The 13,020-nt window shown below is 68.1% G+C and carries 13 protein-coding genes; 9 read left to right on the forward strand and 4 right to left on the reverse strand.

Annotation, left to right across the window (positions count from 1 at the left end):
- A partial coding sequence (locus G3N61_RS34855) for a hypothetical protein (RefSeq protein WP_205824633.1) occupies nucleotides 1-761 on the reverse strand: 761 nt, incomplete at its 3' end.
- 983 nt (nucleotides 762-1,744) lie between these two features.
- Here G3N61_RS34855 and G3N61_RS34860 point away from each other — a divergent pair.
- From G3N61_RS34860 to creD, 5 genes are all read left to right on the forward strand, one after another.
- Nucleotides 1,745-2,653, forward strand: a complete 909-nt coding sequence (locus G3N61_RS34860; protein ID WP_174970345.1) for a sterol desaturase family protein — start codon at nucleotides 1,745-1,747, stop codon at nucleotides 2,651-2,653.
- A gap of 103 nt (nucleotides 2,654-2,756) precedes the next feature.
- Entirely contained in the window at nucleotides 2,757-3,470 is a 714-nt protein-coding gene (locus G3N61_RS34865; RefSeq protein WP_175025717.1) for an SDR family NAD(P)-dependent oxidoreductase, read from the forward strand.
- An 86-nt stretch (nucleotides 3,471-3,556) separates the two neighbouring features.
- Nucleotides 3,557-4,261, forward strand: a complete 705-nt coding sequence (gene creB, locus G3N61_RS34870) for a two-component system response regulator CreB (protein ID WP_043179858.1) — start codon at nucleotides 3,557-3,559, stop codon at nucleotides 4,259-4,261.
- Between the two features lie 15 nt (nucleotides 4,262-4,276).
- Nucleotides 4,277-5,728: a two-component system sensor histidine kinase CreC gene (gene creC / locus G3N61_RS34875; protein WP_205824634.1), complete on the forward strand. Its 1,452-nt coding sequence runs from the start codon at nucleotides 4,277-4,279 to the stop codon at nucleotides 5,726-5,728.
- Nucleotides 5,729-5,832: 104 nt separating this feature from the next.
- Nucleotides 5,833-7,224 carry a cell envelope integrity protein CreD gene (creD, locus tag G3N61_RS34880; protein WP_205824635.1) on the forward strand — a complete coding sequence of 464 codons (1,392 nt, stop codon included), beginning with the start codon at nucleotides 5,833-5,835 and terminating at the stop codon, nucleotides 7,222-7,224.
- A 71-nt stretch (nucleotides 7,225-7,295) separates the two neighbouring features.
- On the opposite strand, the gene G3N61_RS34885 is transcribed toward creD, so the two are convergent.
- Complete coding sequence (locus tag G3N61_RS34885) at nucleotides 7,296-7,718, reverse strand: RidA family protein (RefSeq protein WP_205824636.1); 423 nt, start codon at nucleotides 7,716-7,718, stop codon at nucleotides 7,296-7,298.
- 333 nt (nucleotides 7,719-8,051) lie between these two features.
- Between G3N61_RS34885 and G3N61_RS34890 the strand changes: the two genes are divergently transcribed.
- Together G3N61_RS34890 and G3N61_RS34895 are read left to right on the forward strand one after the other, a co-directional pair.
- On the forward strand, nucleotides 8,052-9,062 hold the full coding sequence (locus tag G3N61_RS34890; protein ID WP_089452315.1) for a choloylglycine hydrolase family protein: 1,011 nt from the start codon (nucleotides 8,052-8,054) through the stop codon (nucleotides 9,060-9,062).
- A 73-nt stretch (nucleotides 9,063-9,135) separates the two neighbouring features.
- Nucleotides 9,136-9,333, forward strand: a complete 198-nt coding sequence (locus tag G3N61_RS34895) for an oxidoreductase-like domain-containing protein (RefSeq protein WP_011354524.1) — start codon at nucleotides 9,136-9,138, stop codon at nucleotides 9,331-9,333.
- Between the two features lie 75 nt (nucleotides 9,334-9,408).
- Here G3N61_RS34895 and G3N61_RS34900 read toward each other — a convergent pair whose 3' ends face one another.
- Nucleotides 9,409-10,869, reverse strand: coding sequence for an MFS transporter (locus tag G3N61_RS34900; RefSeq protein ID WP_205824637.1), 1,461 nt, complete (start codon nucleotides 10,867-10,869; stop codon nucleotides 9,409-9,411).
- Between the two features lie 170 nt (nucleotides 10,870-11,039).
- Here G3N61_RS34900 and G3N61_RS34905 point away from each other — a divergent pair, with 170 nt between their 5' ends.
- Entirely contained in the window at nucleotides 11,040-11,912 is an 873-nt protein-coding gene (locus G3N61_RS34905; RefSeq protein ID WP_043181331.1) for a LysR family transcriptional regulator, read from the forward strand.
- A 59-nt stretch (nucleotides 11,913-11,971) separates the two neighbouring features.
- Nucleotides 11,972-12,292, forward strand: a complete 321-nt coding sequence (locus tag G3N61_RS34910) for a hypothetical protein (RefSeq protein ID WP_043179842.1) — start codon at nucleotides 11,972-11,974, stop codon at nucleotides 12,290-12,292.
- A 51-nt stretch (nucleotides 12,293-12,343) separates the two neighbouring features.
- On the opposite strand, the gene G3N61_RS34915 is transcribed toward G3N61_RS34910, so the two are convergent.
- Nucleotides 12,344-13,020, reverse strand: a 677-nt coding sequence (locus tag G3N61_RS34915) for a LysR substrate-binding domain-containing protein (RefSeq protein WP_205824638.1), incomplete at its 5' end; no start/stop codon positions are given.

Consider the following 13,020-nt stretch of genomic DNA (forward strand, 5'->3'; position numbering starts at 1 on the left):
GTGGCGGCGGGCGGCGGGGTCGTCACGACCACCGCGGCCGGCGCAGGCGCCACGACGGGCACCGGCACCGGGACAGGAACCGGCACCGTTCCGCCGGCCACGACCACCGTGCCGCCCACCGTCGTGCTGCCGTGGATCACGGCCGTGCCACCGGTCGAGACCGTGCCGCCGTGTACGACCGTCGAGCCGCCCGACGTCGTCACGACACCCGGCGCCACGCGCGTCGCGCTGCCGGAATGCGTGACGGTTCCGCCGTCGGTGCCCGTCACGGTGCCGGAGCGCGAGCAGGTCGAGCCCGCGCAATTCGTCGACGCCGTGTGGCTGGCCGTGTTGCCGTTCGCGCCCGTGATCGTGCCGCTCGACGAGTACTGGCCCGGGCCGTTGCGCGTCACGCTGCCCGACGTCGTGGCGCTGCGGCCGTCCGAGCCCGTCAGCGAACCGGTGTGCGAGCAGGTGCCGTCCGCGCAGCTCGTGTCGCCGCTGTGTTCGACCGAGCGCCCGTTCGGCCCGACGGCCGTGCCGCTGTTCGAGAACTGGCCGGGCGCGGTGCGCGTGACGGTGCCCGTGTTGGTCGCGATACCGCCGCCGGGGCCGATCACGCCGCCCGCATGCGAGCAGCTGCCGCCGCCGCACGAGCCGGCGTGCGCGCCGTTGTAGGTGCCGCGCGGCGTGTACGCGGTGCCGTGGCCGGCCCAGCCGGCGAAGGCCGGTGCGCAGGCGAGGGTGAGAGCAGTGGCGGTGACGAGGAAGCGGGTTTTCATCGGGTGTCCTTGCGGTTCGTTTCGGTGCACGCAGTGGCGTGGCGACGGGACGAACTTTAGGGCGATGACACGCGCCCGTCGCGTCATAAAAGATGTCGCGGTGTTACACGTGGCGTGCTGTTTCGAAGTACGACGAATGCGTGCGCCGGTCACGGCGATCGCGGGCATGCCGCGCCGGGCAAGGCTGTCGGCGATGCGGTCGCGTGAGGGCGCGGTGCCGTGGCGCGGGAGCGGAACGTGTCGTGCGCAGCGCGAAAGTGTGTCGCGGCGACATGCGGCGACATATTTGCCGGCCGATTCATGCGTGTTTTGTGTCGAGCCGCGTCACGCGAGTTGAACGCATGCAATACGCCATGTGCGACTGGAACGGGCTTCTCCATAGCAGGGAGCCGCCGTCACCAACCATCCGAAGAATCGATTTCCGTCCGATCGGTAACGACAGTGTTCATCTGTCGCGCAGGGCTTGTCCGTCGGCCCGTGTCATGCCGTGTACGACGCCGTCGACCGGCTTCGTCACGGGCGACACATTTTCCGCAGGACAGGCGTACGCGCAGCCCCAAACCGGCCATGCTCCAGTCCGCAAGCGCCCACACCCGCCACGCACCAACTGAACGCGCCTTCCCGCACGACATGCGGCGACACATTCCCCGCCGGACACACATACGCGCAGCCCCATACCGGCCCGGCTCCAGTCCACAAGTGCCCACACCCGCCACGCACCACCTGAACGCGCCTTCCCGCACGACATGCGGCGACACATTTCCCGCCGGACACGCATATGCGCAGCCCCAAACCAGCCGTCCTCCAATCCACAAGCGCCCTTGACGGCCACACACCAGCCGAACGCCTTTCCCCGCGACATACGGCGACACATTTCCCGCGTGGTCTTTCCATTCCGCGCCCACTACAGTGCGTTCCATTCGACGCGATGGCAGCCCGTGCCGCCGATGACGCGTCCGACTCAACCGAAGGAAAGGCCCATCATGCTCACCACCACAGGAAAGCTCGCGTACTACGTCACGCTCTTCATCGTCGCCGTCTCGCTCGTCGAGGCGGCCGTGCTCACCTGGCGCCGCGCCCGCGGGCCCGAACCGTTCGACTGGAACGAGGTGTGGCTGTCGCTCGCCGATCTCGCGGGCCGCAAGCTGCTCGCGCTGGTGCCGCTGTCGCTCGCCACGCCCCTGTTCGACCTCGCGTGGGCGCACCGGCTCTTCACGATCCCGCTCCACAGCGTCGCGCTCGCGCTGCTCGTGTTCGTCGGCCAGGAGTTCTGCTACTACTGGTATCACCGCGCGTCGCATCGCGTGCGCTTCTTCTGGTCGACCCATGCGGTGCATCATTCGCCGAACCAGTTGACGCTGTCGTCCGCATTTCGCCTCGGCTGGACCGGCAAGATCGCCGGCGCCGCGATGTTCTTCACGCCGCTCGTGTGGCTCGGCGTGCGTCCGGAAGCCGTGCTCGCGATCCTGTCGTTCAACCTGATGTACCAGTTCTGGTTGCACAACACGTGGATGCCGAAGCTCGGCTGGTTCGAATACGTGTTCAACACGCCGTCCGCGCACCGCGTGCACCATGCGTCGAACCTCGACTATCTCGATGCGAACTACGGCGGCGTGCTGGTGGTGTTCGACCGGCTGTTCGGCACCTATGTCGCCGAGCGTGCGGACGAGCCGTGCCGTTTCGGCCTCGTCACGCCGACCCGCTCGCGCAATCCGTTCGTCGTCGAGCTCGAGCACTGGGCGAGCCTCGCCCGCGACGTCGCCACGGCCCGCGACGTGTGGACCGCGATCCGCTTCGTGCTGCTGCCGCCGGGCTGGCGCCCCGACAACCAGGGCGAAACGACGGAGGAATTGCGCCGCCGCAGCCTCGTCGCGGTGCGCACGGATGCGTGAACGGCGCTACGCTGTGGCGCATTGCCGGCCGCACACCTATGTCGCGGCCGGCATGACTCATGCAACACGCATCAAGCAACCCTCGATCCAGGAGAAAACATCGATGGAACACGAACTCAAAGGCAAGGCAGTCGCGATCACCGGCGGATTCGGTCATCTGGGCGTCGCGACGGCCGCGTGGCTCGGCGAGCGCGGCGCACGCGTCGCGCTGATCGGCCGCGGCGCGGCCCCGGCGGCGCAGGCGCTGCCCGGCGTACCGGCCGACGCGCTGCGCATCGGCGGCATCGATCTCGTCGATCCGCAGGCCGCCGCGCAGGCGCTCGATACCGTGCAGCGCGAATTCGGCCGCGTCGATGCGCTGCTGAACATCGCGGGCGCGTTCGTGTGGCAGACGATCGCCGACGGCGACGCCGCCACGTGGGACCGGATGTACGAACTGAACGTGAAGACCGCGCTGAACGCATCGAAGGCCGCGCTGCCGCACCTGCTGGCGAGCCCGGCCGGGCGCATCGTCAACATCGGCGCGGGCGCGGCGTTCAAGGCCGGCACGGGGATGGGCGCCTACGCGGCCGCGAAGGCCGGCGTCGCGCGGCTCACCGAGGCACTGGCGGCCGAGCTGCTCGACCGCGGCGTGACGGTGAACGCGATCCTGCCGAGCATCATCGATACGCCGCCGAACCGCGCGGACATGCCGGACGCGGATTTCACGCGCTGGGTGCGGCCGGAACAGATCGCGGCGACGATCGGCTTCCTGCTGTCGGCCGACGCGCAGGCGATCACCGGCGCGTCGATTCCGGTGACCGGTCGCGTGGCATAGCGCGGCGGGGGTAAGGGCAGGGGCTCGCGCCGCGGCCGGCCGTGCGTACAATGTCGCACCGGATTGCGCGAGCCCAGCCAGAGACCATGCATCAGCCCACTATCCTGATCGTCGAAGATGAAGTGGCGATCGCGGACACGATCGTCTACGCCCTCGGCACCGACGGCATGCAGACCGTCCACTGCACGCTCGGGCAGGCGGCGCTCGACCATCTGCGCGACGCGCGCTTCGATCTCGTGGTGCTCGACGTCGGCCTGCCGGATCTCAGCGGCTTCGAAGTATGCCGGCGGCTGCGCACGTTCTCCGACGTGCCGGTGATCTTCCTCACCGCGCGGCACGATGAAATTGACCGGATCGTCGGGCTCGAAATCGGCGCCGACGATTACGTGGTCAAGCCGTTCTCGCCGCGCGAGCTGGCGGCGCGCGTGCGCGTGATCCTGCGGCGTTTCTACCGGACGGCCGCACCCGAAGCGACGCCCGCGCCCGCGCCGGCTGCGGCCATCGCACCGGGTTTCACGCTCGATACCGACGGCGCGCGCGTTTCGTGGCTCGGCCACGCGCTGGACCTCACGCGCTACGAATTCGGGCTGCTGGCGTTGCTGGTCCGGCATCCCGGGCGCATCTATTCGCGCGAGCAGTTGATGGACCTCGTGTGGCACGAGGCATTCGACTCGGCCGACCGCACGGTCGACACGCATATCAAGACGCTGCGCGCCAAGCTGCGCGCGGTCGATCCCGAACGCGACCCGATCCGCACGCATCGCGGGATGGGTTATTCGCTGCAACCTTAACGACCGGTACCGCCCATGCATATCGGCCTGCGCATCTTCTTCGGCTTTTTCCTGATCGTCGGTCTGGCCGCGCTGATCACGCTGCGGGTATTCGTGCAGGAGGTGAAGCCCGGTGTGCGCGAGGCGATGGAGGACACGCTCGTCGATACCGCGCAAGTGCTCGCGACACTGGCCGCCGACGACATGGCGAACGGCCACATCGCCAACGGCGCGTTCGCGCGGCAGCTTTCGAAACTGCACGAAAGCCCGGTCAGCGCGAATGTATGGGGCGTGCAAAAGACCGCGATCGGCTACCGTCTGTACATCACCGACGCGCACGGCATCGTGCGCTACGACTCGTCCGGCAAGGCGGTCGGGCAGGACTATTCGCGCTGGAACGACGTGTACCGGACGCTGCGCGGCGAATACGGCGCGCGCAGCACACGCAGCGATCCGAACGACGACAGCAGCACCGTGATGCACGTGGCGGCGCCGATCCGGCGCGGCAACGAGATCATCGGCGTGTTGACGATCGCGAAGCCGAACCAGACGGTTGCGCCGTTCATCGCGCGCAGCCAGCGCAAGATCATGCTGTACGGTGCGCTGCTGATGGGCGGCGCGATCCTGATCGGCGTGGCCTGCACGTGGTGGCTGGTGGTCGGGCTGCGGCGCCTGCAGCGCTATGCGCGCGCGATCGCGGCGGGCGAGCGGGCCGACATGCCGCTGCAGGGCGCGAGCGAGCTGGCCGAGCTCGGGCGCGCGGTGGAAAGCATGCATCAGCGGCTGGAGGACCGGCAGTACGTCGAGACCTACATCCACACGCTCACGCACGAGATGAAGAGCCCGCTGGCGGCGATCAGCGGCGCGGCCGAACTGCTGCAGGAAGACATGCCGGTGGCGAACCGCCGGCGCTTCACCGAAAACATCCGCCGCCAGGCCGGCCGCCTCGAACAGATGATCCGCAAGCTGCTCGCGCTCGCCGAAGTCGAGCAGAAGCAGCGCCTGTCGGTGCGCGAACCGGTCGCGCTGCGGCCGGTGCTCGAACAGCTCGTCGACGATATCGAGCCCCGTGCGCGGCAGCGCGGCGTAAACCTGGCGATCGACGCGCACGACGCGGCCGATTCGGCGATCGTCGAAGGCGATCCGTTCCTGCTGCGCCAGGCGCTCGGCAACCTGCTCGACAACGCGCTGGATTTCGCGCCGCAGGGCAGCACGATCCGCATCGCGCTCGAACGGCAGCCGGCGGGGAAGGCGCACGTCGCCGTCGTGCGCGTGGCCGACGACGGCCCCGGCGTGCCCGACTACGCACTGGCGCGCGTGTTCGAGCGCTTCTATTCGCTGCCGCGCCCCGACGGGCAGGATCGCAGCACGGGCCTCGGGCTGTGTTTCGTCCGCGAAGTCGCGATGCTGCACCGCGGGCAGGTCGCACTGGCGAACCGCGACGAAGGCGGCGCGTGCGCGACGCTCACGCTGCCGTCGGCCGGCTGACCACACTTCACGTTCGCCACACGTTCGCTTCACACCGGCTTCAATCGCCCTTCACCGGGGCTGCTCATGCTGACCGTACCCTTTTACTTCGGTACCCGTCGGCCATGAATCGAGTCCTGTTGTTCAAATTCGCGATCACCGCGTTTCTCGCGCTGCTGATCCTGATCCCGTTGCACATGGTGCAAAGCATCGTGCAGGAACGCTCCGCGTATCGGATGGATGCGCTGCAGAGCATCTGGTCGAGCTATGCGGGGCCGCAGACGGTGGCGGGCCCGGTGCTCGTCGTGCATTACACGGAAGTCACGCGCGTGCGCGACGACACGCCGGCCGGCGGCGCGACGAAGACGAGCCTCAGAAGCGAGACGAAGCGCCTGCTCGTGTTCCCGAAGACGCTGAACGTCGACGGCACGCTGACGACCAGCGTCCGCTATCGCGGCATCCACAAGGCGCTGGTGTACGAGCTGGCGAGCCGGGTGACCGGCACGCTGCCGTTGCCGGACCTGAAGAAGCTGCCACAGGCGGACGGTCACGTGAGCTTCAAGGTCGACGACGCTTACGTCGCGATCGGCATCGGCGACATTCGCGGGCTGACCGCGCAGCCCGACCTGCGGATCGGCGGCGCGCGCTTCGACGTCGAACAGGGCACGCGGCTGGACAGCCTGCGCCAGGGCGTGCACGCGAACGTCGATCTCGCGGCGCTGGCGGACGCAAGCGCGGGGGCGGCCGTGCCGTTCAGCATCGACCTGCCGCTGCGCGGCGCGGATTCCGTCGCGTTCGCGCCGGTGGGCGACCAGAACGATTTCTCGCTGAAATCGACGTGGCCGCATCCGAGTTTCGACGGCGCGTTCCTGCCGAACACCCGCACGGTCGATGCGCACGGCTTCACCGGCAACTGGCGCGTGACGTCGTTCAACACGAAGGCGCGCGAGCAGATTGCGTCGGGCAACGGGGAAGGTGCGATCGAAATGGCATCGGTGTCGGTGATCGAACCCGTGAACGTCTATCTGCAGGCCGAACGCGCGACGAAGTACGGCGCGCTGTTCGTGATGCTCACGTTCGCGAGCTTCTTCATGTACGAGCTCGTGAAGCGGCTGCGCATTCACCCGATCCAGTACGCGCTGGTCGGCCTGTCGCTCGCGCTGTTCTTCCTGCTGCTGCTGAGCCTGTCCGAGCACATCGCGTTCGCGTATGCGTATCTGGCGGCGAGCGGCGCATGCATCGGGCTGCTCGGCTTCTACCTGTCGTTCGTGCTGCAAAGCGTGAAGCGCGGTGCCGTGTTTGCCGCGCTGCTCACGGTGCTGTACGCGGCGCTCTATGGGCTGCTGCTGTCGGAAGACAATGCGTTGATGCTCGGTTCGCTGCTGCTGTTCGCGATCCTCTCCGGCATCATGACGCTCACGCGCCGCGTCGACTGGTATTCGCTCGGTGCCGCGTGGCAGCCGCTGGCCGACAAGGCGGGCGCGGGCACCGCGAAGCCGGGTGCGCAAGTGAAGTAAGCGCGCGGGTGGCGAGCAGGCGCGCCGGTCGGGAATGTCCCGGCCGGCGCGTCATACTGTGCATCGCCGCATCACGCGCGCGGCGCAGGCCGCCGAAAACGCTCCAGTGGAATTTCGGCGACGGCGGTGATCTCGATCAGCAGATCGGGATGGTAGAGACGCTCGACCTGGACGGTCGTCGTCACGGGATAGGGCTCCGGGAAATACGTCTTGCGGAGGTCACCGGCCTGCATGAAGGCATCGATGTCGGTCGCGTAGTGCACGAGCGAAATCACGTCCTGCATCTGTCCGCCCATCGTGGCGAGCACGGCGCGGATGTTGTCGAGCGTCTGCCGCACCTGCGTGCGCATGTCGCCGTGGCCGACCACCTGGCCGTCGCGGTCGAGCGCCACTTGCCCCTTCAGATGCACGATCCGGCCGTCGCCCTGGATCACGGCCATCGAGAACGCGCCGAACGGCGCCCAGACTTCCGGCGGATTTACTGCTTCAGCCATGATGCAGCTCCTGTGTGGCGTGAATGGGTCGGGCACAGCGGATCGATGTCGTCGATCGTCGCGCCATTATGGATGCGTTCGCTTTTGCGCTCCCTGCGGCCGGTGCGAACCGCCTGTCCCGATCGGGCGGCTCCCGGGCGGCGATATTTTTTCTTTCGCGGTGTGAATCGATTTGACTGTTGACGTAGCAGTAATTCTGCGGGGATTCGCGCCTGGAGCACGTCTGCACCGATATGATTCACACGCGCATTCCGCGGTCGGGGACGCGCATGGTCCGAGGGGCGGGCCGATCACGCGCCCGCTATTGCTTCTCGTCAAAACAAGGAAAACAACATGTGTACGAGTTTTGTGATCCGCACGGTGGATGAGCACGTCGTCTATGGCAGAACCATGGAGTTCGCAGAGGATCTGGGTTCGGTCCCGATCGTCATCGAGGCCGGCAAGACGCTGTACGCGTCGCCGCCGCTCGGCAAGCAGGGCAAGAGCTGGACGACGAAGTACAAGGCGATCGGCATGAACGGGCTGAAGATGCCGATCCTGGTGGACGGCATCAACGAGGCGGGGCTGGCCGGCGGGATGCTCTACTTCCCGGAGTTCGCCGAGTATCCGGCGCTGACACCGGAGAACACGGCGCGCGCGTTGGCGCCGTGGGATTTCCTCACCTGGGCGCTGACCGGCTTCGACAGCGTGAGCGACGTCAAGCAGGCGCTCGACGGCATCGTCGTCGCCGATATCCCGCACCCCGCATTCGACGGCGCGCCGCCCTTGCATTACACGCTGCATGACGCGAGCGGCGCATCGCTCGTCGTCGAGCCGGTCGGCGGCGAACTGCGTGTCCACGACAACCCGCTCGGCGTGATGACCAACTCGCCGCCGTTCGACTGGCATTGCACCAACCTGCACAACTACCTGAACCTGTCGCGCGTCACGCCATCGAGCAGGACGCTGTCGCTGTCGCGCGACGCGAAACACGTGAAGCTCAAGGCGTATGGCCAGGGCTACGGGATGCTGGGACTGCCCGGCGACATCACACCGGCGTCGCGTTTCGTGCGCGCGGTCGGGTATGCGACGTACGCAGAAAATCCGCATAGCGGCGCCGACGCGATCCGGCTGGCCGAACACATCATCAATACGTTCGACATTCCGAAAGGGTGGATCAAGGAGGAAGTCGATCACGATCAGCCGGTCTACGAATACACGCAGTGGACCACGATCGCCGACCTGGAGGCGCGCAAGTATTACTTCCGGACGTATGACGATACGGTAATGCGTGTGATCGACCTGGCGACGTCGAAGGTGTCGACGGTCGCGTCGCCGACGCACGTCGAACTGACAACCGTCTAGCCGTTCGGCCTGCTGGAAGCGGCGGTGGCCCGGATCGACCTATACTGATCGTCTTACTTCACCGGACCACGCCGTGCCGAACCAACCTTCCGGGGATCCGTCCGTCGACGATCCCCGTCCGACCCCGCCCATCCAACCCGAACTGGAAGACTGCTGCAACAGCGGCTGCTCGCCGTGCGTCTTCGATCTCTACGACGAAGCACTCGCGCGCTATCGCGTCGAGCTGGCCGAATGGGAAGCGCGTCAGGCGCAACGCAAGCATCACGCGTGAGCCGGATGCCGGCGAGTGGCTACCTCTGCACCGTTTCCGCGTCAGACCCTGCCGTCGCTGCGATTCCCGCCGCGCTTACGTGCCTGCATGTAGCCGCCGATGCAGCGGCCCGAGCATGGCTGACAGCGCGACGCACACGAGCAGCACCACCGTCAGCGCGAACATCGACGTCCTGAAGCCCTGCACGTAATCGAGTGCGGCTGGATGCGCGCCGAGCCGGGCGAAGAACATGCCGCCGAGCGTGGCCGCGCCGACGGCCGCACCGATCTGCAGCATCGCGGTGACCATGCCGGATGCGACACCCGCGCGTGCCGTGTCGACTTCCGCGAGCACGATCCGCACGACCGACGGCAGCACGAGTCCCTGGCCGATTCCGATCGCCGCGATCCCCGCGTAGAAACCGGGGCCCGGCGTGCCCGCGCCCGCTAGCGCGGCGGCCGTCGCGACACCGGCCGCGAGCATCGCGAAGCCGAGCGTGAGCACGCGATAGCCGCCGAACCGGGCGACGAGTCGCGGCATCAGCAGCGGGCTCGACAGGAAGCCGAGCCCGAGCGGCAGGATCGCGAGCCCCGACGCGAGCGGCGACCAGTTCAGGCAGCCCTGCAGGTAGATCCCGTAGCTCAGGAAGAACGCGCTCAGCGTATAGAACAGGAACGCCAGCACGAGCCCGAGTGCGACGACGGGGTTACGGATCAGGCGCACGTCGAGCAGCGGATCGTGTCCGCTCGTCAGGCGGCGCGCTTCGACCGCCAGCAGCGCGCCGAGCATCGGCAGCGCGCCGACGAGGCACGCGACCATCCACAGCGGCCAGCCGGCCTCGCGCCCGTGCGTGAGCGGGTAGACGAGCATCAGCAGGAACAGCGACAGCAGCGCCATGCCCGGCACGTCGATGCGCTGGCCGCGCGGCGGCCGGCTTTCCGGGATGAAATGCCAGCTGCCGATCAGCGCGAGGATGCCGATCGGCAGGTTGACGAGGAAGATCGCGCGCCAGCCGAGCCCGAACGGATGCAGGCTGATCAACGCACCGCCGCCGAGCTGGCCGATCACGGCCGCGAGGCCGAACACGAAACCGTAGAAGCCCATCACGCGCACCTGCTCCTGCGGGCTGAACACGCTGCGGATCGTCGCGAGCACCTGCGGCGCGAGGATCGCGGCGAACAGGCCCTGCAGCACGCGGCCGCCGACCAGCACCGCGCCGCTGCCGGCGAGCCCGCACAGCGTCGACGCGACGACGAAGCCGGCCATCCCGATCATGAACATGCGTTTGCGGCCGTACAGGTCGCCGAGCCGGCCGCCGGTGACCTGCACGACCGCGTTCGCGCACGCGTATGCCGACACGACCAGCTGCAATTCGGCCGGGCGCGCGCCGATGCCGTCGCGGATGGCCGGTAGCGCGAGATTCACAATGAAGTAGTCGAGCGGCGGCAGAATCGCGCCAACCAGCAGGACCACCAGCGCCCAGCCGTGGTGGCTGCGCGGCGTCGCCGCGGCGGCCGTGCCGGCCGGTACGCAGGGGGCAAGGGTGTCGTTCGTCATGGAAGCAAGTCCGAAAGAATGAGTGCCACATTCACGCCGGACGTGACGCCAGAAGCGCCGGTTCGGCCGTGGACGGGCGATTGACCCCCATTCTGGTCGGTGTCGAAGAATCGGAAAAGCGGGAATTGGTGGTAGCATCCATCGGGTTATTCGATGGATGGAGAATGGCGATGCGCGGTTTCGACCTGGATCAGTTGCGTACTTTCGCGGCGGTCGCGGACGCCGGCAGCCTGACGGCCGCCGCGCCGCTGCTGCACCTGTCGCAGTCGACGGTCAGCGAGCAGGTGCGCAAGCTCGAATCGCGCGCCGGCGTGCCGCTGTTCGTGCGCAGCAAGCGCGGGGTCGAGCCGACGCCGGCCGGCTCGCGGCTGCTGCAGCACGCGCGGCGCATCGTCGCGCTGAACGAGGCCGCGTTCGACGAAGTGCGCGGGCAGGCGATCAAGGGCGAGCTGCGCGTCGCGATCACCGATTACTACCGGACCAACGAAGTCGCGGGCCTGCTCGCGCGGCTGCGGGAGTGCTACCCGCAGCTGAGCCTGCACGTCAGCGCGATGAAGAGCGCCGATATCGAGGCCGCGCACGCGCGCGGGCAGGTCGATCTCGGCGTGGTGATGAACCTGTCGAGCGGGCCGTTCCGGCCGGCGTCGGCCGATACGCGCTGGGTGCTGCGGCGTGAGCCGCTGTCGTGGGTCGCATCGCCCGCGCTCGCCGAGCAGTTGCCCGAGCCGCTGCCGCTCGTGCTGCTGCCGGACGACTGCATGATGCATCAGGTCGCGGTGCGCTCGCTCGACGAGCAACACACGCCGTACCGGCTCGTGCACAGCGCGTCGGGGGTCGCGGGGCTGCAGTCGATGCTGGCGGCGGGGCTCGGGGTGGGCTGCCTGTGCGCGTCGGCGATCGGCGAGGGCCTGATGCGGCTTGGCACGAAATACCGGCTGCCGCCGCTGCCCGACGCGGTGTTTTCGCTGACGCCGCCGATGCCGGGCGAACGCGAAACCGTCACGCAGGCGCGCGAGGTGCTGTCGCGGCAATTGCTGATGTAAAACCGGGCCGCACGACCTGCGGCGGCGCGTATCTGAGAGGCGCGCGAAGGAACATAAAAATGAACGACGAACTGCAACGCCAGATGGCCGCGAAGCTGCAGGATGCGCTGGAGCGCGTGGTCGACGAACGCTCGCTGATCCACTTCCTGCGCGTGCTTGGGCACGACTGGAACAAGGAGCGGCAGCTCGAGGCCGACGTGCCGCCGTCGCCGTACGCGCGCGCCGCGCTCGGCTGGGAAAACCACTCGATCGGCGAATACCTCGACGCGATGGTCGACTGGGCCGAAGCGTCGGAGGAAGGGCTGCGCTGCTACGACCTGCCCGACAATCCGTGGCGGCGCATGGCGGACATCCTGTTCGCCGGGAAAATCTACGAATAGCGCCGCTCGGGCGCTTCGTTCACTTCGTTCGCGTACGCCGCCGCGAACCGTCTATTCGACGGCTTCGCCGTTCACATACGCACGCAGCCCGTCGGCCAGCGCATCGAACACCGCGCGGCAGCGCGGGCTCGTCCGCAGGTCCTCGTGCATCACGACCCAGGTTTCCAGCTGCATCGCGGGCCCGTCCGGCAGCACGCGCACGAGCCGTGGGTCGCGTTTCGCGAGCCCGGTCTGGCAGAAGCCGATCCCGTAGCCGGCGCGGATCATCGCGAGCTGCGCGAGGTTGCTGTCGGTGCGCAGCGAGAACGCATCGCGCTTCCACAGCGGCATGCTGCGGCCCGCCGAGCGGATGAACGGCGTGACCGTGTCGAAGCCGATCAGCGCGTGATGCGCGAGTTCGTCGGTCGTCGCGGGCACCCCGTTGCGCGCCAGGTAGTCGTCGCGCGCATACATCCCGACATCGATTGCGCCGATGCGCCGCGCAACCAGCGCCTCCTGCACGGGCGGCGCCATCCGGACCGCGATGTCGGCCTCGCGCTTGAGCACGTCCTGGATGCGGTCGGTCGGCACCAGTTCGATGACGAGCCCCGGATGGTTGCGCCGCAATTGCGCGAGAATCGGCGGCAGCACTTCGACGGCGATCACGTCGCTGGCGGAGATCCGCACGATGCCGCGCACGCCGGCGCCGTGGCTCGCGGCCGCGCGCTCGAACGCGGCCGCCGCGCTGC

The organism is Burkholderia sp. Ac-20349 (genome assembly GCF_017104865.1).
In the GTDB taxonomy this organism is placed as follows: Bacteria; Pseudomonadota; Gammaproteobacteria; order Burkholderiales; family Burkholderiaceae; genus Burkholderia; species Burkholderia aenigmatica.

What these genes read in the sequence shown, in the direction of transcription:
- G3N61_RS34860 (WP_174970345.1), top strand. Translation starts at nt 1,745, where the DNA reads ATGCTCACCACCACAGGAAAGCTCGCGTACTACGTCACGCTCTTCATC.
- G3N61_RS34865 (WP_175025717.1), top strand. Translation starts at nt 2,757, where the DNA reads ATGGAACACGAACTCAAAGGCAAGGCAGTCGCGATCACCGGCGGATTC.
- creB (WP_043179858.1), top strand. Translation starts at nt 3,557, where the DNA reads ATGCATCAGCCCACTATCCTGATCGTCGAAGATGAAGTGGCGATCGCG.
- creC (WP_205824634.1), top strand. Translation starts at nt 4,277, where the DNA reads ATGCATATCGGCCTGCGCATCTTCTTCGGCTTTTTCCTGATCGTCGGT.
- creD (WP_205824635.1), top strand. Translation starts at nt 5,833, where the DNA reads ATGAATCGAGTCCTGTTGTTCAAATTCGCGATCACCGCGTTTCTCGCG.
- G3N61_RS34885 (WP_205824636.1), bottom strand. Translation starts at nt 7,718, where the DNA reads ATGGCTGAAGCAGTAAATCCGCCGGAAGTCTGGGCGCCGTTCGGCGCG.
- G3N61_RS34890 (WP_089452315.1), top strand. Translation starts at nt 8,052, where the DNA reads ATGTGTACGAGTTTTGTGATCCGCACGGTGGATGAGCACGTCGTCTAT.
- G3N61_RS34900 (WP_205824637.1), bottom strand. Translation starts at nt 10,869, where the DNA reads ATGACGAACGACACCCTTGCCCCCTGCGTACCGGCCGGCACGGCCGCC.
- G3N61_RS34905 (WP_043181331.1), top strand. Translation starts at nt 11,040, where the DNA reads ATGCGCGGTTTCGACCTGGATCAGTTGCGTACTTTCGCGGCGGTCGCG.
- G3N61_RS34910 (WP_043179842.1), top strand. Translation starts at nt 11,972, where the DNA reads ATGAACGACGAACTGCAACGCCAGATGGCCGCGAAGCTGCAGGATGCG.